This is a genomic window from Streptomyces sp. NPDC001914 (assembly GCF_042891215.1).
Taxonomy (GTDB): Bacteria; Actinomycetota; Actinomycetes; order Streptomycetales; family Streptomycetaceae; genus Streptomyces.
Genome location: NZ_JBIASW010000003.1, coordinates 726184 through 746272 on the forward strand (window position 1 = coordinate 726184; position 20089 = coordinate 746272).

General features: G+C 72.6%; 18 protein-coding genes. 9 read left to right on the forward strand and 9 right to left on the reverse strand.

The window, feature by feature from the left end; translation table 11 throughout:
- Positions 1-150 precede the first annotated feature (150 nt).
- On the forward strand, positions 151-1029 hold the full coding sequence (locus ACFYYF_RS12445; protein WP_388774296.1) for a universal stress protein: 879 nt from the start codon (positions 151-153) through the stop codon (positions 1027-1029).
- 39 nt (positions 1030-1068) lie between these two features.
- On the opposite strand, the gene ACFYYF_RS12450 is transcribed toward ACFYYF_RS12445, so the two are convergent.
- On the reverse strand, positions 1069-1422 hold the full coding sequence (locus ACFYYF_RS12450) for a hypothetical protein (RefSeq protein ID WP_361682348.1): 354 nt from the start codon (positions 1420-1422) through the stop codon (positions 1069-1071).
- 107 nt (positions 1423-1529) lie between these two features.
- Between ACFYYF_RS12450 and ACFYYF_RS12455 the strand changes: the two genes are divergently transcribed.
- Together ACFYYF_RS12455 and ACFYYF_RS12460 are read left to right on the forward strand one after the other, a co-directional pair.
- Positions 1530-2195, forward strand: coding sequence for an NUDIX domain-containing protein (locus tag ACFYYF_RS12455; protein WP_388774398.1), 666 nt, complete (start codon positions 1530-1532; stop codon positions 2193-2195).
- Between the two features lie 72 nt (positions 2196-2267).
- Complete coding sequence (locus ACFYYF_RS12460) at positions 2268-3254, forward strand: aldo/keto reductase (RefSeq protein WP_388774298.1); 987 nt, start codon at positions 2268-2270, stop codon at positions 3252-3254.
- Positions 3255-3314: 60 nt separating this feature from the next.
- On the opposite strand, the gene ACFYYF_RS12465 is transcribed toward ACFYYF_RS12460, so the two are convergent.
- A complete protein-coding gene (locus tag ACFYYF_RS12465; protein WP_388774300.1) occupies positions 3315-5891 on the reverse strand; it encodes a SpoIIE family protein phosphatase in 2577 nt (858 codons plus the stop codon).
- A 190-nt stretch (positions 5892-6081) separates the two neighbouring features.
- Positions 6082-6999 carry a LysR family transcriptional regulator ArgP gene (locus ACFYYF_RS12470; protein ID WP_388774302.1) on the reverse strand — a complete coding sequence of 306 codons (918 nt, stop codon included), beginning with the start codon at positions 6997-6999 and terminating at the stop codon, positions 6082-6084.
- 66 nt (positions 7000-7065) lie between these two features.
- On the opposite strand from ACFYYF_RS12470, the gene ACFYYF_RS12475 reads away from it, so the two are divergent.
- The 4 genes from ACFYYF_RS12475 (at position 7066) to ACFYYF_RS12490 (ending at position 10653) form a co-directional block, all read left to right on the forward strand.
- A complete protein-coding gene (locus tag ACFYYF_RS12475; protein WP_388774304.1) occupies positions 7066-7677 on the forward strand; it encodes a LysE/ArgO family amino acid transporter in 612 nt (203 codons plus the stop codon).
- Positions 7678-7776: 99 nt separating this feature from the next.
- Positions 7777-9201, forward strand: a complete 1425-nt coding sequence (locus tag ACFYYF_RS12480) for an MFS transporter (protein WP_388774307.1) — start codon at positions 7777-7779, stop codon at positions 9199-9201.
- Between the two features lie 38 nt (positions 9202-9239).
- Positions 9240-10058, forward strand: coding sequence for a methyltransferase domain-containing protein (locus ACFYYF_RS12485; protein WP_361682331.1), 819 nt, complete (start codon positions 9240-9242; stop codon positions 10056-10058).
- A gap of 226 nt (positions 10059-10284) precedes the next feature.
- Positions 10285-10653, forward strand: a complete 369-nt coding sequence (locus tag ACFYYF_RS12490) for a DUF6479 family protein (RefSeq protein ID WP_388774310.1) — start codon at positions 10285-10287, stop codon at positions 10651-10653.
- Positions 10654-10811: 158 nt separating this feature from the next.
- On the opposite strand, the gene ACFYYF_RS12495 is transcribed toward ACFYYF_RS12490, so the two are convergent.
- From ACFYYF_RS12495 to ACFYYF_RS12505, 3 genes are all read right to left on the reverse strand, one after another.
- Positions 10812-11753: an ATP-dependent DNA ligase gene (locus ACFYYF_RS12495; protein WP_388774311.1), complete on the reverse strand. Its 942-nt coding sequence runs from the start codon at positions 11751-11753 to the stop codon at positions 10812-10814.
- Positions 11754-11850: 97 nt separating this feature from the next.
- Entirely contained in the window at positions 11851-12360 is a 510-nt protein-coding gene (locus ACFYYF_RS12500) for a hypothetical protein (protein ID WP_361682323.1), read from the reverse strand.
- An 89-nt stretch (positions 12361-12449) separates the two neighbouring features.
- The gene (locus ACFYYF_RS12505) at positions 12450-13352 is read right to left on the reverse strand and encodes a Gfo/Idh/MocA family protein (protein WP_388774314.1); all 903 of its coding nucleotides are present in this window, start codon (positions 13350-13352) and stop codon (positions 12450-12452) included.
- A gap of 314 nt (positions 13353-13666) precedes the next feature.
- Between ACFYYF_RS12505 and ACFYYF_RS12510 the strand changes: the two genes are divergently transcribed.
- Both ACFYYF_RS12510 and ACFYYF_RS12515 read left to right on the forward strand, forming a co-directional pair.
- The gene (locus tag ACFYYF_RS12510) at positions 13667-14455 is read left to right on the forward strand and encodes a PIG-L deacetylase family protein (protein WP_388774316.1); all 789 of its coding nucleotides are present in this window, start codon (positions 13667-13669) and stop codon (positions 14453-14455) included.
- Positions 14456-14576: 121 nt separating this feature from the next.
- Complete coding sequence (locus tag ACFYYF_RS12515; protein ID WP_388774319.1) at positions 14577-16004, forward strand: M1 family metallopeptidase; 1428 nt, start codon at positions 14577-14579, stop codon at positions 16002-16004.
- 32 nt (positions 16005-16036) lie between these two features.
- Here the strand turns inward: ACFYYF_RS12515 and glgB are convergent, their stop codons facing one another.
- From glgB to ACFYYF_RS12530, 3 genes are all read right to left on the reverse strand, one after another.
- Positions 16037-18394, reverse strand: coding sequence for a 1,4-alpha-glucan branching enzyme (gene glgB, locus ACFYYF_RS12520; protein ID WP_388774321.1), 2358 nt, complete (start codon positions 18392-18394; stop codon positions 16037-16039).
- Positions 18343-19716: a phosphotransferase gene (locus tag ACFYYF_RS12525; protein WP_388774324.1), complete on the reverse strand. Its 1374-nt coding sequence runs from the start codon at positions 19714-19716 to the stop codon at positions 18343-18345. Before ACFYYF_RS12525 ends, glgB begins: the two co-directional genes overlap by 52 nt.
- Before the next feature lie 47 nt (positions 19717-19763).
- A partial coding sequence (locus ACFYYF_RS12530; RefSeq protein ID WP_388774327.1) for an alpha-glucosidase C-terminal domain-containing protein occupies positions 19764-20089 on the reverse strand: 326 nt, incomplete at its 5' end.

Below are 20089 nucleotides of genomic sequence, written 5' to 3' on the forward strand. Positions count from 1 at the left end.
CGCCGTCCCTTTGCGCCCGGCACGTCCCGCCGCGGATCCCGCACACGCCCGGCCGGGCGTCCGTGGTGGCCGCCGGTGCCGGACACTGGAGCGGTCAGGATGGATCGGCACCCGGCCGGGCAGGCGGGGCCGGCGACGGAAGGCAGGCGCATGACCCACCCGATCACCGTGGGCGTGGACGGATCACCCGAGAGCAGGGCGGCGTTGGCCTGGGCGGGCCGCGAGGCCGTCCGGCGGGACGCGGCCCTGCGGGTGGTGTACGCCTGGCACTGGCCGCCGCACGACATGGTCGGCGGTGGTGACCGGGAGGACCAGGCGCGCTGGGCCCACGGCATGATCGAGGACGCGGCCCGCACGGTCACCGACCGGCACGAGGGTCTGCGGGTGACGGTCGACGTGATCGACTCCGCCGGAGGCGACGTGGTGGAGGCGCTTCTGGGTGTCGCGGCCGATACGGGAACCCTGGTTCTCGGGTCGCGCGGCCACGGCGCGTTCGTCGGCTTCCTGCTCGGTTCGGTCGGTCAGCGGGTGATCGCCGAAGCGCCGTGCCCGGTGGTGCTGGTGCGCTCGGAGGACCGGCCCGAGGACGAGGCGGGCGGCCGGGAGATCGTCGTCGGTCACCAGGGCGGACCCGAGGACGACGCCGGTCTCCGGTTCGCGTTCGAGACCGCGGCGGCCCGCGGCGCGGCGGTCCGGGTCGTACGGGCCTGGAGTCTGCCGCCCGTGTTCGCCTACAGCCCCGGTTCGCTGAAGATGCTGGACGAGGCCGGCGGCCTGGAGCCGTACGAGAGGAAGGTGCTGGCCGAGGCGCTGGGGCCGTGGTGCGAACGCTTCCCCCAGGTGCCCGTCACCCAGCACATCGAGATGGGCAGCGCGGGCCAGGTGCTCCTGTCCCTCTCCGGCCGGGCCCAGTTGATGGTGGTCGGCCGCAGGGCCGACCGCTCCGCCGTGGGCGTCCGGATCGGTTCGGTCGCCCACGCGGTGATGCACCACGCGCCCTGCCCGGTGGCGGTCGTTCCGCACTCCTGACCCGGGACCGCCAGGACGGGCCCCGGGCCGGCCGCCGCGTCAGGTGTTGTCGGCCCGGGACATCCGCAGGGCGAGATCCTGGAGCAGATCGGCCGTCTTGACGTCGGTCCGCCCCGAGTCGTGGAGGTCGGCGAGTTCGGAGAAGAGGAACGCGAAGGCGCCCACCAGCGAGATGGCGGCGGGCAGATAGGCGTCCGCGACCGCCTGCCCCGCCTCCGCGGGCCCGGCGTCACCGGGGACCTCGACGCGCGGGAACACCTCGGTGACGAGAGCACCCAGGTTGTTCTCGGCCGACTCGACCCCGTCCTCCTCGTCCTGGGCGATCCTGCGCACCATGGCGTTGGTCTCGGTGAGCACGCCGATGGCGCGCAGGATGATCTCCGTCTGTTCCATGCCGTGAGCCTAAACGGGCGAAGCCCCGCTGTAACCGGGATCTTGGTCTCGGGATGGTAGACAAGGTCCATGAACGACAACTCCCGCGTCCGCCGGGCCCGAGCGCGATGACCGCCGGCATCGACACCCCCGACCGCCGGGGCCGCACCGGACTCGACCGGACGGGCCGTGACCTGACCGGCAATCCACGGGTCAGGATCCGTGACGTGCGACTCCTGTCCTGCCACTGGTACGTGGAGCGCTCGACCACCTTCGACCTCCTGCTCGCCGACGGGACCTGGAGCACCCAGGAGCGCGAGACGCACGACCGGGGCAACGGAGCCACCCTCCTGCTGTACGACGCCGAACGTGAAACCGTCCTGCTCACCCGGCAGTTCCGCTACCCCGTCTACGTCAACGGGCACCCGGACGGCATGCTGATCGAGACGCCCGGCGGCCTCCTCGACGAGGACGACGAACACCCCGAGGACGCCGTACGGCGCGAGGTCATCGAGGAGACCGGGCACACCGTCGGCGCGGTCGAGCACGTCTTCGACGTCTACATGAGTCCGGGTTCGGTCACCGAACGGGTGAGCTTCTACGCCGCGTCGTACGGCCCGTCCACCCGCACCCACGAGGGCGGCGGGCTCGACGAGGAGGGCGAGGACATCGAGACGGTCGAACTGCCCTTCCGCGAGGCCCTGTCGATGGTCCGCACCGGGGAGATCGCGGACGCCAAGACGATCATGCTGTTGCAGTGGGCCGCCCTGGAGGGCCCCTTCGCGAAGGCTTGACCTCAAGAGCACTCCAACGACCAGACTCCCGTTCGGGCCCGGGCACTTCGGGCACGAACGGGAGGAAACCCCATGCGATACCGCACGATCGGCACGGATCCGAAGACCCGCCGCGAGGTGAGTGTGCTCGCGCTCGGCGCGATGCTCTTCGGCTCACTGACCGACGAGAAGACGTCGTTCGCGATCCTGGACCGTTATGCCGAGGCCGGCGGCAACTTCATCGACACGTCCGACAACTACGCCTACTGGACCGACGGCGGCCAGGGCGGCCAGAGCGAGGAACTGCTCGGACGCTGGCGCCGCAGCCGCGGCGTCGGCGACGAGATCGTCCTCGCGACCAAGCTCGGCGCCCGTCCGCTGGCCCCGGGGACCGGCTACGTCGACAATCCCGAGGGCCTGTCGGCCAAGGTGATCCGCGAGGCCTCCGAACGCAGCCGCGAACGCCTCGGCGTGGAGAAGATCGACCTTCTGTACGCGCACATAGAGGACCGCACCGTCGAACCGGGCGAAACCGTCCGGGCGTTCGCGGAACTCGTCCAGGAGGGCGGCGTCGGACTCCTCGGCGTGAGCAACCACGCCGTCTGGCGCGTGGAGCGGGCCCGCGCGCTCGCCGCCGCGGCCGGACTGCCCGGCTACGAGGTCCTCCAGTACCACGCGAGCCTGCTGCGCCCGCGCTCCGACGTACCGAGCGGGCTCTTCCCCGAGGGCGGCCTGGGCGCCGCGACGGGTGAACTTCTCAGCTACCTGGGCGCGGAGCCCGGGCTGAGCCTGGTCGCCTACTCGCCGCTGCTGGGCGGCGCGTACGGACGGCGGGACAAGCCGCTGCCGTCCGACTACGACCACCCGGGAAACGCGGCCCGGCTCGGCGTGCTGCGTGAGGTGGCCGAGGAGACGGGGGCGACCCTCAACCAGGTGGTGCTCGCTTGGCAGATCGGTGGCGACGTGCCGGTGATCCCGCTGGCCGGCGCCTCCTCGGTGGCCCAGCTGGAGGAGAACCTGGCCGCGCTGGACCTGGAACTCACCCCGGAGCAGCGGGCCCGGCTGGACGCGGCCCACTGAACGGCCGCCGGGGGCCCGTGTCAGGACCGCCGGGCCCGTGTCACCGGCGCCTGGTCCGTGTCACGGCCTGCGGTCCCGGACGCGTCCGCCACGGGCGTCCGGCCCCGCGGGCGGTCGGCGGGTGGTGAGCAGCAGGGCGATGTCGTCGGGGCGCTCGTCGGCCTGCCGGGCCTCAGCGGTGAGCAGATCGGCGGCGCGGGACAGGGACGGGCCGCGCGTCGCACGGTGCTTCGGCGGGCCCGCGTCGGCCAGGGTCGCACGAAGGTCCTCGACCCCTTCGTCGATGTCCCTGCCGGGCCGCTCGACCAGTCCGTCCGTGTACAGGGCCAGGACGGCCCCGGGCTCCAGCACCAGGTCCGTCACGGGGTACTCGGCGTGCGGGTCCACGCCGAGGACCACACCGCCCGGCAGATCCAGGACCTCGGTACGTCCGTCGGGGTGGCGCAGCAGGGGCTGCGGGTGCCCGGCCCGTGCCGCCTGCGCGACACCGGTCACCGGGTCCACCCGGACGTAGCAGCAGCTCGCGAACTGGCCCGGGTCGAGGTCGATGAGCAGCCGGTTCGTGCCGCTCATCACCTCGTCGGGCGAGTGGTCCCCGAGGGCGAACGCCCGTACCGCGCTGCGGAGTTGGCCCATGGTGGCGGCGGCCTGGACACCGTGCCCCTGTACGTCCCCGATGACGAGGGCGAGCCCGTCGCCGGCTTCGACGACGTCGTACCAGTCGCCGCCCACGTCCATGCCGACGGTGCCGGGCAGATAGCGCCCCGCCGTCTGGACTAGGGGGTGCGCGGACAGCCGGTGCGGCAGCAGTGCCTCCTGGAGCCCGCGGGCGAGCGCCGCCTCGTTGTCGTAGCGCCTCGCCCGCTCCAGGGACTGCGCGATCAGCCCGGCGAGCGCGGTGAGGACCGTACGCTCCTCGGTGCTGAAGCCGCGGGGCTTGTCGAACCCGAGGATGCACGAGCCGACCGGGCGTCCGGAGGCGATCAGCGGAAGGAAGGCACGGGCCCCGACGGTGGCGTCCAGGGAGATGCCCGGATAGGCGGCGGCCACCTGCTCCATCGACTCGAAGAAGAGCGACCGGCCGCTGGTGAGCGCCTCGACCCCGGGCAGTTTGGCGTCCAGGCCCACTCCGTCGAAGGGGGCGAGGAACCCCTGCGGGAAGCCGGTCTCCCAGGCCAGATAGAGCCGGCGGTCCTGCAGCAGGTAGATGGCCAGGCGGCGGCTGCCGAACGCGGGCAGCAGCTCGCGCATCACCACCTCGGACACCTGCCGCGCGGTCACCGCCTCGGTCAGCGCGATCGCGAGGACGATGGGCCGGTACTGCGGTGCCGCGCCCGAGAAACCGGGGTCGGGCTCCTCGACCTCGGCGCGTACGGTCTGGGTCGCCTCGACGTCGAACGCGGTGTTCCCGGGGGTCTCCGAGGCCCGCCCCAGGGGCGTGATCTTGCAGGTCACCCCGCGCGGGCCCGGATAGACGGAGAAGCTCAGCCAGGTTCCCGCCGGATGGCCCGGAGCCGTCGCGTCGCCGCTCCCCAGCGGGCTGCGGCCCCGGAAGTGCACCGGGTCCGGCGAGAGCAGCGCGCTGCGCAGATGGTCCTCGTAGGCGGGATGGTCCATCCAGGGCACCACGTCCCACAGCAGCCGCCCCAGCAGCTCCGTGCGCGGACGGCCGAGCAGTTCGGCGGCGCGCGGGTTGGCGTACGTGATCAGCCCGATCCGGTCGATGGCGAAGACGCCCTCCGGGAGCTGGTCGGCCGCCCCGTCCGCGGCCGGTCCGGGACCCGGATCGACGAGGGCTCCGCTGACCCGGTACGGCGGGTCGTCCGCGCCTCCCGCGGTCCACAGTTCGAGGAGCCGCAGTCCGCCGCCGCCGGTGCGCACCGGCAGCGGATGGGGCGGCGGCCGGCCGGCGGCGGTCTCCCGCAGGGCGGCCAGCAGAAGCCGGGGTTCGTCGTGGGCGAGGGCGTCCGCGAAGGCCTCGGGGGTCCCCGCGAAGTCCTCCTGGGGGATCCCGAGCAGCGCCCACAGGGCGTCGTCCGCGATCAGGGTGCCGTCGTCCGGATCCCAGGTGAAGCCCCCGACGCAGCGGGTGGAAGGACCGTCGACCGGCGGCCGGGTTCCGAGCGGTTCGCCGTCCCACAGGACCGAGGCCCCGTCCTTGTCCAGCTTGGCCAGGCGGGTTCCGAGCTCCGCCGCCACCGCCGTCATCCGGTCGCGGTCCGGCAGGACCTCGGTGGCGTCGGTCGCCGGCGGGCGCAGCACGATCAGGACGCCGTACGAGGTGGAGTCGCCGACGACGGGCACGTAGAGCGAGCCGAACTGGAACGGCAGTCCCGCCGCGAGCTGGGGATAGCGGCGCATCGTCTCCGTCGGGTCGGCGAGCAGCACCTCCACACCGAGCCGGTGCGCGTCCGCGACCGGGAACGGCCGGTCCACGTGCATCCGCGACCAGGGGCGGAAGAGGGGGCCCGGCAGCCCCGCCAGCACGGCGAGACGCAGCAGTCCGGGCGTGCCGGAGCGCAGATACACGCCCCCCGCGAAGCCGCGGGCGGCCCGGATCGCATCCGTCACCGCGTCACTGAGCAGGGAGGTCAGGCTGTCCAGCGCCCGGCCCTCACGCTCGGCGCTCCCTCTCATCGATCTGCCCTCGTCCGCCCGCCGCCAGGGGGGTAACACAGCAAGAATGCGCCTCTCGGGTCGCTCACCGCACCTCGACGTCCTCCGCGGCACCGGGAGGTGAGGCCATTCTTCCCGGCCGCGCCCGAATGTGCCCAGCGTGAACATACCGGCTCGGGCCCGGTTCGGAGACGGTCGGGAAGCGAGTGATTCAGGAGGCCGGTCCGGGCCGCAGCGTCTCCGCCGCGACGGCCGCCACGGCCTCGGCCACCGCGCCGAGGGCGGGGAAGTCGAGCTTCCACTGCTGCCAGAACAGCGGGACGTCGATGCCCGGGCCCGCCGCGAGAGGGACCAGCCGCCCGGCGCGCAGCAGCGGGCCTGCCTGGACCTCGGGCACCATGCCCCAGCCCATTCCGGCCGCCACCGCGTCGACGAACCCCTCCGACGTGGGGACGAAATGGCGCAGCGCGCTCGCTCCGGGACCGCCGGTGAGGGCGCGGACGAAGTCGTCCTGGATGTCGTCGTTGCGGTCGAAGGCCACCACCGGGGCGGAGCCGATCAGCTCGCGCAGGGGTGTGCCGGCCTCGGTGCCGAGCCATCGTGCGGCGCAGCCGGGACTGGCGACCGGCAGATAGCGCATGATCCCGAGGGCGCGGACGGAGCAGCCGGCCACCGGGTCGGGCGACGAGGTGACCGCCGCCATCACCGTGCCCTCGCGCAGCAGGGCGGCCGTGTGGTCCTCGTCCTCGCGGCGCAACTCGAAGGACAGCCCGAGTCCGGTTACGCGGGCGAGGGCCGGCAGGAACCAGGTCGCCAGCGAGTCGGCGTTCACCGCGATCGACAGCCGGGCGGGCTCACCGGAGCCGGACATGCCGAGCTCGGCGTGGGCGTCGCGCTCCAGCAGGGCGAGCCGGCGCGCGAAGCGCACCACGATCTCGCCGGACTCCGTCGGGCGCACCGGTTTCGTCCGGGTGAGCAGGACCCTGCCGGTGCGCTGTTCGAGCGACTTGACCCGCTGGCTCACCGCCGAGGGCGTCACGTGGAGGACCGAGGCCGCCGCGTCGAAGGTGCCCTCGTCGACCACGGCGAGCAGGGTGCGCACCTGGTCCAGGGGGAGCTCCGCCATCACGATCGCTAAGGATACGTAAGAATCTTTAGCTGTACTCCTGACGATCCGCTTTCTAGCGTCGACGGCATGACAGACGCCCTCGCCGCAGCGGCCGCCGGATTCGGCGCCGGACTCTCCCTCATCGTCGCCATCGGCGCGCAGAACGCCTTCGTCCTGCGCCAGGGCGTCCGCAGGGACGCGGTGCTCGCCGTGGTGGCCATCTGCGCCCTGTCCGACGCGCTGCTCATCGCGCTGGGGGTCGGCGGGGTCGGCGCGGTGGTGGTGGCGTGGCCGGCGGCGCTCACGGCCGTCGGGCTGATCGGCGGCTGCTTCCTCGTCGTCTACGGCGTTCTCGCCGCCCGGCGGGTGCTGAAGCCGTCGGCGCTGCGGGCGGCCGGAGGATCCCCGGGCTCCTGGCGCCGGGCCGTCCTCACCTGCCTCGCCCTGACGTGGCTCAACCCCCACGTGTACCTCGACACCGTGTTCCTGCTCGGCTCGCTGGCGGCCGGGCGCGGATCGCTGCGCTGGACGTTCGGCCTCGGTGCGGCGATCGCCAGCCTGTGCTGGTTCGCGGCGCTCGGGTTCGGCTCCCGGCTGCTCGGCCGCCTCCTCGCCCGGCCCGGGGCCTGGCGCGTGCTGGACGGGCTGGTCGCCACGACCATGATCGCGATGGGGGTCACGCTCATCGCCGGCGCCTGAACCGCCGTACCGCGCGCCGCGGGTGCCTCGCGCGCCCATCCCGTGCCCCGGGGGACACGAGCCGCCCACGCTCGGCCATAGTGATCCTCGAATCGAAAGATGTATCGAGCAACCAGGATGAGCGTGGACACGAGCCAGAGCAGTACGGACAGCGGCGCCGCGGAGCCCGACGGGAGGGCGGAGACGGCCGGGACCGCGGACACCGGCGCGAGCGCGGAGGCCGACGGGACCGCGAAGACCGGCGGGACCGCGGAGACCGGCGGGACCGCGGAGACCGAGCAGCGTGACCGTTCCGGATGGCGCCGATGGGCCATGGACACGCGGCCGCTGCGCCGCCCCGCCTACCGCCGGCTGTGGACCTCGACAGCCGTCACCTCCGTCGGCAGTCAGCTCACCGCCGTCGCCGTGCCCAAGCAGATCTACGACATCACCGGCTCCTCGGCCTGGGTCGGCTACGCGAGCCTCGCCGGTCTGGTGCCGCTGGTCGTGTTCGCCCTGTGGGGCGGGGCGATCGCCGACAGCATGGACCGCCGCAAGCTGCTCCTCGTCACCAACACCGGCATCGCCGTCACCTCGCTGCTCTTCTGGGTCCAGGCCGTCACCAGGCTGGACTCGGTGCCCGTCCTGATGGTCCTGCTCGCCCTCCAGCAGGCGTTCTTCGGACTCAACTCCCCGGCGCGCAGCGCGTCCATCGCCCGGCTCGTCCCGGCGGACGAACTCCCCGCCGCCAACGCGCTCGGCGCGACGGTCATGCAGACCGGCTCGATCGCCGGACCGATGCTCGCCGGTGCGCTCATCCCCGTCATCGGGCTGCCCGAGCTCTACCTGATCGACGCCCTCGCCCTGACCGTCACCGTGTGGGCCGTCCTGCGTCTCCCCGCGCTGCCGCCCCTCACCGAGGCGGCCTCGCGGCGCGCGGGCCTGCGCGAAGTGGTCGCCGGTTTCCGCTACATCGCCCTGCACAAGGTGCTGCTGCTGTCCTTCCTCGCCGACATCATCGCCATGGTCCTCGGCATGCCGCGCGCCCTGTTCCCGCAGCTCGCCGCCGAGACGTACGCCCCCTACGGCGAAGGACTCGCGCTCGGCCTGCTGTTCGCGGCGATCCCCATCGGCGCCGTCGTGGGCGGACTGCTGTCGGGCACCTTCTCCCGCGCCCGCCGGCACGGCCTCATGGTCATCGTCTCCGTCGCGGCCTGGGGCGCGGCCATCGCCGGGTTCGGTCTCAGCGGCAGCCTGTGGTTCGCCGTGGCCTTCCTGGCCCTGGCCGGGATCGCCGACATGGTCTCCATGGTCTTCCGCGGCGCCATCCTGCTGTCCGCCGCCACCGACGAGATGCGCGGACGGCTCCAGGGTGTCTTCACCGTCGTCGTCGTGGGCGGCCCGCGCGTCGCCGACGTCCTGCACGGAACGGCCGGTTCGGCCTTCGGAGCACCCGCCGCCGTCGCCGGCGGAGGCCTGCTGGTGATCGTCGCGGTGCTTGTGCTCGCTTTTGTCACACCGGCCTTGAGGCGTTACACAATCTGAATCTGAAAAACGACCATGGTGGTTCTAGAGTGACCGCCATGGTGGACACGCGGCCTACGTCGGCCTTCCACGCGCAGAACGTCAGCGCGGACAGCACCTCCCGTCTGGTGGGCGCCCTCGATGCCCAGGACGTCAACGACGGCGTGCAGCGCCTGCGTTCCTGGGCGCACGCGGCACTGGCCGTGCGGCCCGGGGAGCGGGCGCTCGACATCGGCGCGGGCACCGGATCGCAGACCCGTCGTCTCGCCGCGGCCGTGGGTCCCCGCGGCAGGGTGCTCGGCATCGAACCCAACCCCGGACTGCGTGCCGTCGCCGAACAGCGCGGGACCGCCGAGCGCAGTGCCGCGCGCTTCGCCGACGCCGACGCCCTCTCCCTGCCGCTGCCCGACGCCACCGTCGACGTCGTGTGGTGCGAGCGCGTGCTCCAGCACCTCGTGGAGCCGGAGAAGGCAGTCTTCGAGATAGCGCGCGTGCTGCGCCCCGGCGGACGCGTCGCCCTGCTGGACACCGACTGGGCGACCACGATCCTGCACCCCGGTGACCCGGAGACGATCGCCGCGCTCACCACCGGCGCGCTGTCCGCGGCCGCCGACCCGTACTCCGGCCGCAAGCTGGTGGGGCGTCTGACGGCCGCCGGCCTGGTCGTCGACGACCGCGGGTCGCAGGCGCTGCTCCAGGACCACAAGTCGGTCGCCTGGCCGCTCATCCGCATGCTCGGCGACTCGGCGCTGAACCGGGGACTCATCGACGAGCCGAAGCGCGACCGTCTGTACGAGGACCTCGCGGAAGCCGCGCGCCAGGGCGGCCTGCACATGTCGGTGACGATGTTCGGGGCCGTGGCGCACCGTCCTGAGTGACGGGGCCCGGGGCCACGGCCGGCCGCCCGTGACCGGGCCCCCATGACCGGGCCCCGGCTCGGGGCGCGCCGTCCTCGGAGGCCGGTCGGGACCTACGGAGTACGGCCCCCGGCGACCGGTCCGGAATCACGGCGTAGCGCCCGGATTGATCCGGAATACAATGGAATGGCCGTCGCTGACGGGCCAGTACGCATTTTTCCCCTGGTATTGGGGGTACGCGAACACCATGTACACCGCGAGCCAAGATCTGATCACAGCAAGCTCAGGGCTGAACGCGGGCGCCGCCTTCATCGGCGGCCTCATCATCGCGGGTGCCCTCGTCTGGGCCGTCCGGATGGGCATCAGGGTCCGGAACCTGGAGTCGCGCCCACCCACACCCGAGGAGCAGCCGAGGCTGCCCGCCAGCGGGGCGGTGCACGAGGAGCGCGAGATGCGAGAGCCCGACGAGGTCCCGCACGCCGCGGACGAGAGTGAACGGCTGATGCCGTACAACATGCACTCCGCGGGCACCAAACACGCCGATGACCAGCACCGCAAGCGCTGGCAACCAGGATCCAGCGGGTCCTTCGGCAGCGGCGGACCCGGCAGAACCTGACCGGGACGCGAAGGAGCCGACCGCCGTGAGCGGCCGGCTCCTTCACCTGCGCACAGGAACCACGGACGCGCACCCGCCCTGCCAAGACGCGCACCCGCCGTGCCAAGGAGACGTGCACCCGCCCTGCCTACTGCCGAGGTGCGACCGCCGGTCCGTGCCTACGGGACATCGGCCGCCGAGTCCTCGGGAGCGAGGTCGGGACGCAGCCGCAGCCACGACGGCTGCCGGAGCAGTCCCGCACGTGTACGGGTGCTGTAGCGGACCTCGCCCACCAGCCGGGGGAGCACCCAGCGCGCCTCGGCCGCCCGCGGGAGGGTGTCGAACGGGCAGCGCCCCGTCTCGGCGGCCCTCAGCAGCCGGGCGAGTTCGGCGCGTTCGGCCCCGCTCCAGCCGGTGCCCACGCTCCCGACGTAGCGCAGCCTTCCCTCGTCGCGCTGGCCCACGAGCACGGCACCGGGCAGCCCCGACAGACGCCCCTTCCCGGGGACCCAGCCGCCGACCAGGACGTCGGCCGTCCTCATGTTGCGGATCTTGATCCAGGACCGTGACCGCACGCCGGGCTCGTACACCGAGTCGAGCCGTTTGCAGACCAGGCCCTCCAGACCGCTCGCCCGGGTCGCCTGCAGGGCCTCCTCGCCGTGCCCGACGAGCGCCGCGGGCGTCGACCAGAACGGGCCCTCCAGAGACAGGCCCTCCAGGATCTGCCGTCTCCTTGCGTAAGGCCGGCCCATGAGATCTCCGTCGAGGTGCATGACGTCGAACAGGACGAGATGAGCCGGCGCCTGCCGGGCGCGCCGGGCGGCCCTGCCGGGCGAACGGGCGAGCCCCATACGGGACTGCAGGAGCTGGAAGTCACCCCGGCCCCGTTCGTCCAGGACCAGCACCTCACCGTCCAGGACCGCCGCGGTCGTCCCGAGAACGGCGCCGAGGCCCAGCAGTTCCGGGTAGGCGGCGGTGATGTCCTCACCGGAGCGGGCCCGCAGCGTCACCGACCCGTCCCCGGGGAGATAGACCACGGCACGCTGACCGTCCTGCTTCGTCTCGTACGCCCACCGCATGTCCTGGCCGGGGGCCGGCAACGATCCGGGGCTCGCCAGCATGGGCGCGATGATCGGCAGATGCACACTCCCTAACTCGACCCCCCACCCTCCATACACGCTTCACCGCCCCACGTTTCCCCTGAACGGCCGCGCCGGCTCACCGAGGGCGGCCGTCCGCCGCCTTCAGCCCCAGCCGTCGGTGCAACGCCTCAGGATCGGTGCGCCGCGCCGTGGCGTACGCGTCCTCGAAGAACGGGAAGACCACGCTGCCGCGCCTGGCACGTTCGGCCCGGATGTACGGTTCCAGGACCTCCCACGTCCGCATCAGGCGGTGGTGCGTCAGGCTCGTGAGGATCTCCGAGTTGACGATGTCGAAGCGCATCATGATGGAGATCGACTCGAAGACGAACGCGACGTTCCACGCCCGGTACTTGGCGTCGCCCGGCAGAAGATCGATGCCCTGGTCGGGGCTGTGGTGCGAGGCGAGCTCGAACAGCACCCAGCGCTGGTCGCGCTGGAACGCGGGGTCGCGGATGTGCGTCAGCAGCACTTCGGTCGTCATGGCCAGGTCGCTGTCCGCCCGGGCCCTTCCGATCTGCCGGACGACCCCCCAGGTCGACGCCACCAGAGCCATCACCGACATCACCAACGAGATGATGTTGAACACCTGGACCGTCCTCCCCCGGGCAGACCGTACGCGCGCCCCTCCCTGATACCCGCGCGAACGGTCCGTCGGAACCCCGGGAGCCCCGTGGATCAGAGGCCGTGGCTCTCCAGCGCCCCGGCGATCAGTGTCTGGAGGTACAGGCCGCGGTGGGCGTCGAGCTCGGGTGGGTGGTTCGTGCGGACGGCGGTGGCGAACTCGTGGCGCAGTACGGGCCAGGACTCCTCGTGGTCGAGGGCGGCGAAGTCCAGGGCCAGCTCGGGGTGCCGGCCGAACAGTTCGACGCGGGTGATCCCGTGCTCGACCTCGACCGAGCCCGACAGGGAGGCCTGGCTCACGGCTCCGCTCTCGTGCTCGCAGGTGAGTTCGAGCCAGCGTCGCGGGTCCCCGGCGCCGCGCACCCGGACGATCGGCCCCAGGGCGGCGTCCAGCAGATCGAGCAGATGCGGTCCGAGGTCCAGGAGCGCCCCGTGCTCAAGGCGCCAAGGCGTCGCGAAGTCACCGCCGAGGAAGGCGCCGCTGAGACCGCAGGAGCGGGCGCCCGAGACGTCCAGGGTCCGCGCCTTCGCGAGAAACCGCCGGGTGGCCGGGTGATAGCGGTTCGTCAGCACGAGCTGAGAGACCACGCCCGAGGCGTCGATCGCGTCCACGAGCCGTCGTGCCGCGGCCAGGTCGAGCGCGAGCGGCTTCTCCAGGAGGAGGGCCTTGCCCGCCTCGGCCGCCCGTACGGCCAGTTCGGCCTGCACCGAGGGCGGAACCGAGAAGGCCACCGCCTCGCAGTCGTCGAGCAGTTCCTCGAAGGTCGCGGCGACACCCGCGCCGTACGGGGCCGCCGTCTCGCGGGCGGCCTCGGGCCGGCGCGCCCACACCGACGTCAGCACCGTCTCGGGTCCGGCGGCGAGCACCCGGGCGTGCACGGCCCGCGCCCAGGGCCCCGCGCCGACGAGCCCCACCCTGACGGGTGCGTGGTTCCAGGTGGGCGAGGTGGTGGTCACGGCATCTCCTCTGCGCTGTACGGGGTCTGACCCGCCGTCGGCCGACGGCGTCGCCGAGGGGGAGCGGCGGCTTCCGGCGCCGGGTCCTCCGACGGACGTGTGGACAGACTTCATCACGGTGTCCCGCCGTTCGGCCAGCAAGCCAGCAAGCCAGCAAGCCAGCAAGCCAGCAAGCCGACAAACCGGCCCCGGCACCGACCGCACCCACGCGCACCGCCGCCCCGCAGAGCACACGGGGGCGTGAAGGCCCGGCGCGCGAACCCGGAAAGCGCGCCTCTGTCGGTCCCCGCCCGCCGCGCGCCATCATGCCGGACATGGATCCCACACAGGACAAAGCAGGCTTCGCGGGCGGTACGGGCCTGCCCGTGCTGCCGGAGGACTGGGAGCGGTGTCTCGCCGTGGCCGCCCACCCGGACGACATCGAGTACGGCACCGCCTGTGCCGTCGCGCGCTGGACGGCGCAGGGCAAGCAGGTGAGCTATCTGCTGGCGACCAGGGGAGAGGCCGGGATCGACGGCCTGCACCCGGACCGGGCGGCACCGCTGCGCGAGGCCGAGGAGCGGGCCGGCGCACGGCAGGTCGGCGTCGAGACCGTCGAGTTCCTCGACCATCGCGACGGCGTGGTCGAGTACGGGACCGCGCTGCGCCGGGAGATCGTGCGCGTGATGCGCCGCCAACGGCCCGACATCGTGGTGTCCGGCGCGTTCACCGTACGGATGATCGGCGGCATGACCAACCAGGCGGACCACCGGGCGGTGGGCCTGGCCGCCCTCGACGCCGCGCGCGACGCGGGAAACCGCTGGATCTTCCCCGAACTCGCCGACGAGGGTCTGGAACCCTGGAACGGCATCCGGATGGTCTGCATCGCCGGAGCGGAACAGCCCACCCACGGCGTCGACGTCACCGGCGAACCCCTCGAACGCGGCATCGCCTCCCTGGAGGCGCACGCCGAGTACACCAAGGGTCTCGGCTCCGGCGCCTTCGAACCACGCCCGTTCCTCACCTGGGCGACCGGCATGGGCGGCGCGGCGCTCGGCGTCGGGTCCGCCGTCCTCTTCGACGTCCACCAGCTCGTCCCGGACGGTCCGCCGCCCTGGGTGTGAGCCCGACCGGCCCACACGGCCCCCGCGGCACGGCGGCGACTTGACCTGATCGTGGGGGCCGCGGCGGGGCCGGACTCATAGGCTGTGCGGGAGTGATCACCGTCGAACCCGAGGAGCGAACGTGACACCACGCCCGCACGAGGCCGCACGACGCACAACCGTCCTTCGCCGCGAGGCCGTTGTCGCGGCCGTCCCCGTGGCCATCGCCGCCCTGCTCACGGCGGCGGGCCCCGCCACGGCGGCCGGGACCGTGGGCGCCGCCGGCGCGGGAGATCCGTACTTCCCCCTCTCGGGCAACGGCGGCTACGACGTCCGCCACTACGATCTGACCCTCGGTTACGACCCGCACAGCCGTCACCTCGACGGCAAGGCGGTCATCACCGCCAGGGCGACCCAGCGACTGAGCCGGTTCGACCTCGACCTCAGCGGGCTGAAGGTCACCGGCGTCACCGTCGACCACGCCAAGGCGGCCTTCCGGCGCGACGGCCGGGAACTCGTCGTCACCCCGAAGGACACCCTGCGCAAGGGCCAGGAGTTCCGCGTCACCGTCACCTACTCCGGCACCCCGAAGCCCGTCACCGACCCCGACGGCTCCCTCGACGGATGGATCCCCACGGACGACGGCGCGTTCGTGGCCGGCGAGCCCCAGGGCGCGATGACGTGGTTCCCCGCCAACAGCCACCCCACGGACAAGGCGTCGTACGACTTCACCCTGACCGTCCCGAAGGGGAGCACCGCCGTCTCCAACGGCGTCCTGCTCGGGCAGCGGACCGCGAACGGCCGGACCACCTTCCGCTGGCGCCAGTCCGAGCCGATGGCGGCCTACCTCGCCACGGCGACCGTCGGCACGTTCAAGGTCGAGCAGTACACGACCCGCGACGGCCTCAAGATCTACAACGCCGTCGACCCCCGCGAGGCGACCGCCGCCGCGCCGGTCGTCAAGAAACTGCCGTCCGTCCTGGCCTGGGAGAGCAAGCTCTTCGGCCCCTACCCCTTCCGCGCGGCCGGAGCCATCGTCGACCGGGCCCCGCAGGTCGGCTACGCCCTGGAGACCCAGACCCGTCCCGTGTACGACTCCGCGCCGGACCTGGACACCCTCGTCCACGAGAGCGCCCACCAGTGGTTCGGCGACTCCGTCACCCTGACCCGGTGGAAGGACATCTGGCTCAACGAGGGCTTCGCCACCTACACCGAGTGGCTGTACACCGAGCAGCACGGCGGCAGGAGCGCGCAGAAGGCCTTCGACGCGCTGTACGCCACCCCCGCGGACAAGGACCTCTGGGCGTTCCCGCCCGGTGACCCCGGCAGCGGCGAGCACATCTTCGAGACTCCCGTCTACGCCCGGGGCGCGATGGTCCTGCACAAGCTGCGCACGGCCGTCGGCGATCCGGTGTTCTTCCGCATCCTGCGCACCTGGGCGACCGTCCACCGTGGCGGGCACGGTACGACGGCCCAGTTCGTCAAGCTCTCCGAGCGGGAGTCCGGCAAGGACCTCACCGCCCTCTTCCACACCTGGCTCTTCACGGCCGGAAAGCCCGCCTCGGCCTGAGGCGGGCTTCCCGGCGTCGGCTGCGGTCCGGCTCAGGCCGGCCGCAGCCACACCGTCGCCAGCGGCGGCAGCGTCAGCTCGATGCTGGTCGGGCGGCCGTGCATCCCGATCGCCTCGGCCTTGACGGGCTCGGGGTGGACGACGTCGCTGCCGCCGTAGCGGAGGCTGTCCGTGTTGAGGACCTCCTGCCAGGCGGGGACGTGCTCGGGGACGCCGAGGCGGTAGCCGTGGCGGACGGCGGGGGAGAAGTTGGAGACGGCGAGGAGCGGGGTGCCGTCCGCGGCGTGACGCAGGAAGGCGAGGACGTTGTCGTCCGCGGCGTCGCCGACGACCCATGTGAAGCCGGACGGGTCCGTGTCGCGCTCCCACAGCGCGGGCTCGCCGCGGTAGAGGGTGTTGAGGTCGCGCACGAGATCCTGGACGCCGCGGTGGTCGGCCGCCGCGCAGTACGCCGGGTCGAGGAGCCACCACTCGGGGCCCTCGGCCTCCTTCCATTCACCGCCCTGCGCGAACTCCTGTCCCATGAAGAGGAGTTGCTTGCCGGGGTGGGCCCACATGAAGCCGAGGTAGGCGCGGGCGTTGGCGCGCCGCTGCCACCAGTCGCCGGGCATCTTGGAAACGAGGGCCTGCTTGCCGTGCACGACCTCGTCGTGGGAGATCGGCAGGACGTAGTTCTCGCTGTAGGCGTACACCATCGAGAAGGTCATCTCGTTGTGGTGGTACTTGCGGTGGATCGGCTCGTGCTGCATGTACTCCAGCGAGTCGTGCATCCAGCCCATGTTCCACTTGAGCCCGAAGCCGAGCCCTCCGTCGGAGGTCGGACGCGTGACGCCTTCCCAGGCGGTGGACTCCTCGGCGATCGTGACGACACCGGGGTTGCGGCGGTAGACGGTCGCGTTCATCTCCTGGAGGAACGCGACCGCGTCGGGATTGTCCCGCCCGCCGAACTCGTTCGGGGCCCACTGGCCCTCTTCGCGGGAGTAGTCGAGGTAGAGCATGGAGGCGACGGCGTCGACCCGCAGGCCGTCGATGTGGAACTCCTCGCACCAGTAGGTGGCGTTGGCGACGAGGAAGTTGCGCACCTCGCGGCGGCCGTAGTCGAATTCGAGGGTGCCCCAGTCGGGGTGGTGGGCCCGGCGGGGGTCGGCGTGCTCGTAGAGGGGGCGGCCGTCGAACTCGGCGAGGGCCCAGTCGTCGCGGGGGAAGTGCGCGGGCACCCAGTCCATGAGGACGCCGACGCCGGCGCGGTGCAGGGCGTCGACGAGGTGCTTGAAGTCGTCGGGGGTGCCCAGGCGTGCGGTGGGCGCGTAGAACCCGGTGACCTGATAGCCCCAGGAACCGCCGAAGGGGTGCTCGGCGACGGGCATCAGCTGGACGTGGGTGAAGCCGAGGTCGGTGACGTAGGCGGGCAGTTGGTCGGCGAGCTGACGGTAGGTCAAGCCCGGTCGCCAGGACGGCAGGTGCACCTCGTACACCGAGAACGGCGCCTCGTGCAGCGGGCGGCGCCTCGGCCGCTCCTTCATCCACTTCGAGTCCTGCCACGTGTACGACGACCGCGTCACGACGGACGAGGTCGCCGGTGGCACCTCGGTGCGGCGGGCCATCGGGTCGGCGCGCAGGGTGCGCGAGCCGTCGGGGCGCGTGATGTCGAACTTGTAGAGCGCGCCCTCACCCATGCCGGGCAGGAACACCTCCCACACACCGGACGATCCGAGCGACCGCATGGGGAAGCCGGCGGCGCCGTCCCAGTGGCAGAAGTCCCCGCAGACCCTGACCCCTTGGGCGTTCGGGGCCCACAGGGTGAAGCGCGTGCCCTCCACACCCTCGTGGGTCATCGGCTCGGCGCCCAGCGCCCGCCACAGCTCCTCGTGCCGGCCCTCGCCGATCAGATGCAGGTCGAACTCGCCGAGCGCGGGCAGGAACCGGTAGGGGTCCTGCGTCTCGAACTCGGCCTCGTCGTACGTCACCACCAGCGTGTACGCGGGAATCCCGTCGAACGGCAGGACGGAGCCGAACAGCCCGTCGCCCAGATCGTCCAGCGCCGTACGGTTCCCGTCCACGACCACCGCCACCCCCTGGGCGCACGGCCGCAGGGCCCGGAACACCACTCCGCCCGGCGCCGGATGGGCACCCAGCAGCGCGTGCGGATCGTGATGGGCGCCGGACAGCAGCCGCTCCCGGTCCGTGGGGTCCAGCGCGGCGTGCTGCGCGGACGGGGCGGCGGGCTTGGCCCGTCGAACGCGGGAGGATGCGGTGCGGGTCACGGCTTGTGCCTCTCGAAGTCGGGGTGTCGGGGTGGTCGGCGGGAGTGCTCGGGCCGGTCGGCCGGGGCGGATGGTCAGGGGCTGTCGGCGAGCCGTCCGACGGCCGCCATGGGCACGGGCAGCCATTCGGGCCGGTGCCGTGCCTCGTACAGCACCTCGTACACGGCGCGGTCCGTCTCGTACGCGCGCAGCAGTTCGGGCTCCTCGCGCGGGTCCCAGGCCGCCGCGGCGGCGTAACCCGCGCAGAAGGCCTCGCGGCAGCGCTCCGCCCACTCGGGACGCCAGGGCTGCCGGGAGCGGGCCGCGTAGTCGAAGGACCGCAGCATGCCCGCGACATCGCGTACGGGCGACTGGACACGCCGACGTTCGCTGATCGGGCGGGCGGGTTCACCCTCGAAGTCGATGACCGACCACCGCTGCCCGGCGCGCAGGACCTGGCCGAGGTGGAGGTCACCGTGGATGCGCTGGGCGGGGCGGACCGCGGAGTCCAGGGCGGCGAGCGCGTCGAACGCCGACCGCAGGCCGGGAGCGTGCGGGCGCAGTTCGGGGACGGAGCGCACCGCGGCGTCGAGACGTCCGTGCATCGCCTCCGCGAGCCCCGTGTTCCGGTACGGGTTCGGCGGGTCCACCGGGAAGGCCTTGGCCAGGGTCAGATGCACCTCGGCGGTGGCCCGGCCCAGTTCGAACGCCTCGCCCGTGAAGTCCTGCCGCGAGCCGAGGGATTCGAGGGCCAGTGCCCATCCGTCGGCGGCGCCCCGCAGAAACGGCTGGAGAACCCCGAGGGTCGCCTCCTGGGGCTCCGACGTCCGGAACCACGCGGCCGGTGCGGGGACACGGGTGCAGCCCTGCCGGGCCAGGGCGCGGGGCACCTCCAGGTCAGGGTTGATGCCGGGCTGGACGCGCCGGAAGACCTTCAGTATGAACGCGTCCCCGTAGACCAGTGACGTGTTGGACTGCTCGGCGTCGAGGAGCCGCGGTGTGAGACCTGACGGCACGGTCACCCGCGGGTCGCGTTCGAATCGCAGCGGCCCCGCCGTACCCGAACGGCGCAGCCGCTCCAGGAGCAGTCCCGCGGCCTTCGGGTCGTGGAAGGCGTCGTACACGGTCAGGTCGGCCAGCGGGCCGGCGCTCGCCCGGCCGATGAAGGCGTGGGCGAGTCGTGGCGGCAGGACCTCCCGCACGCCGAGCAGCAGCTGGTAGCAGTCCTCGGCCGCGGGGGTGCCGGACGTGCCGTGGGCGGGCGGGCCGAGGTGTTCGGTGCGGACCAGCAGATGCAGACACCCGGGGTACAGCTCGGTGGTCGACAGCAGGGTCAGATCCGTCACGGGCCTGCCCTTGCCCGCGAACCAGCGCTGCCGCGGCAGCCAGGCGCGCAGCAGCTCGGCCAGCGAGGTGAGCAGCGGAGCGGTGTCGAGGCCGCTCGCACGCTGCAGAGCGGTGTTCGCCATGACGGCACGTCCTTTCAGGGGCGGGCGGGCTGTCGAGGGGGACGCGTTCACGATCGCCTCGTGGCGCGGGGCGCGACCGCGGGGCGCAACCGGAACCAGTAGAAGCCGTGGCCGGCGAGGGTGAGCAGGTAGGGCAGTTCGCCGATGGCGGGGAAGCGGACGCCGCCGATGAGTTCGACGGGGTGTCTGCCGTTGAAGGCGCGCAGGTCGAGTTCGGTGGGCTGGGCGAAGCGCGAGAAGTTGTGCACGCACAGCACCAGGTCGTCCTTGTATTCCCTCAGGAAGGCGAGGACGGCGGGGTTGGAGGAGGGGAGTTCGGTGTAGGAGCCGAGTCCGAAGGCGGGGTTCTGTTTGCGGATCTCGATCATGCGGC

Excerpts from the sequence above, each read along its gene's own strand:
- ACFYYF_RS12445 (WP_388774296.1), top strand. The coding sequence starts at position 151 with ATGACCCACCCGATCACCGTGGGCGTGGACGGATCACCCGAGAGCAGG.
- ACFYYF_RS12450 (WP_361682348.1), bottom strand. The coding sequence starts at position 1,422 with ATGGAACAGACGGAGATCATCCTGCGCGCCATCGGCGTGCTCACCGAG.
- ACFYYF_RS12455 (WP_388774398.1), top strand. The coding sequence starts at position 1,530 with ATGACCGCCGGCATCGACACCCCCGACCGCCGGGGCCGCACCGGACTC.
- ACFYYF_RS12460 (WP_388774298.1), top strand. The coding sequence starts at position 2,268 with ATGCGATACCGCACGATCGGCACGGATCCGAAGACCCGCCGCGAGGTG.
- ACFYYF_RS12465 (WP_388774300.1), bottom strand. The coding sequence starts at position 5,891 with ATGAGAGGGAGCGCCGAGCGTGAGGGCCGGGCGCTGGACAGCCTGACC.
- ACFYYF_RS12475 (WP_388774304.1), top strand. The coding sequence starts at position 7,066 with ATGACAGACGCCCTCGCCGCAGCGGCCGCCGGATTCGGCGCCGGACTC.
- ACFYYF_RS12480 (WP_388774307.1), top strand. The coding sequence starts at position 7,777 with ATGTATCGAGCAACCAGGATGAGCGTGGACACGAGCCAGAGCAGTACG.
- ACFYYF_RS12485 (WP_361682331.1), top strand. The coding sequence starts at position 9,240 with ATGGTGGACACGCGGCCTACGTCGGCCTTCCACGCGCAGAACGTCAGC.
- ACFYYF_RS12490 (WP_388774310.1), top strand. The coding sequence starts at position 10,285 with ATGTACACCGCGAGCCAAGATCTGATCACAGCAAGCTCAGGGCTGAAC.
- ACFYYF_RS12495 (WP_388774311.1), bottom strand. The coding sequence starts at position 11,753 with ATGCTGGCGAGCCCCGGATCGTTGCCGGCCCCCGGCCAGGACATGCGG.
- ACFYYF_RS12510 (WP_388774316.1), top strand. The coding sequence starts at position 13,667 with ATGGATCCCACACAGGACAAAGCAGGCTTCGCGGGCGGTACGGGCCTG.
- glgB (WP_388774321.1), bottom strand. The coding sequence starts at position 18,394 with ATGGCTGCCCGTGCCCATGGCGGCCGTCGGACGGCTCGCCGACAGCCC.
- ACFYYF_RS12525 (WP_388774324.1), bottom strand. The coding sequence starts at position 19,716 with ATGGCGAACACCGCTCTGCAGCGTGCGAGCGGCCTCGACACCGCTCCG.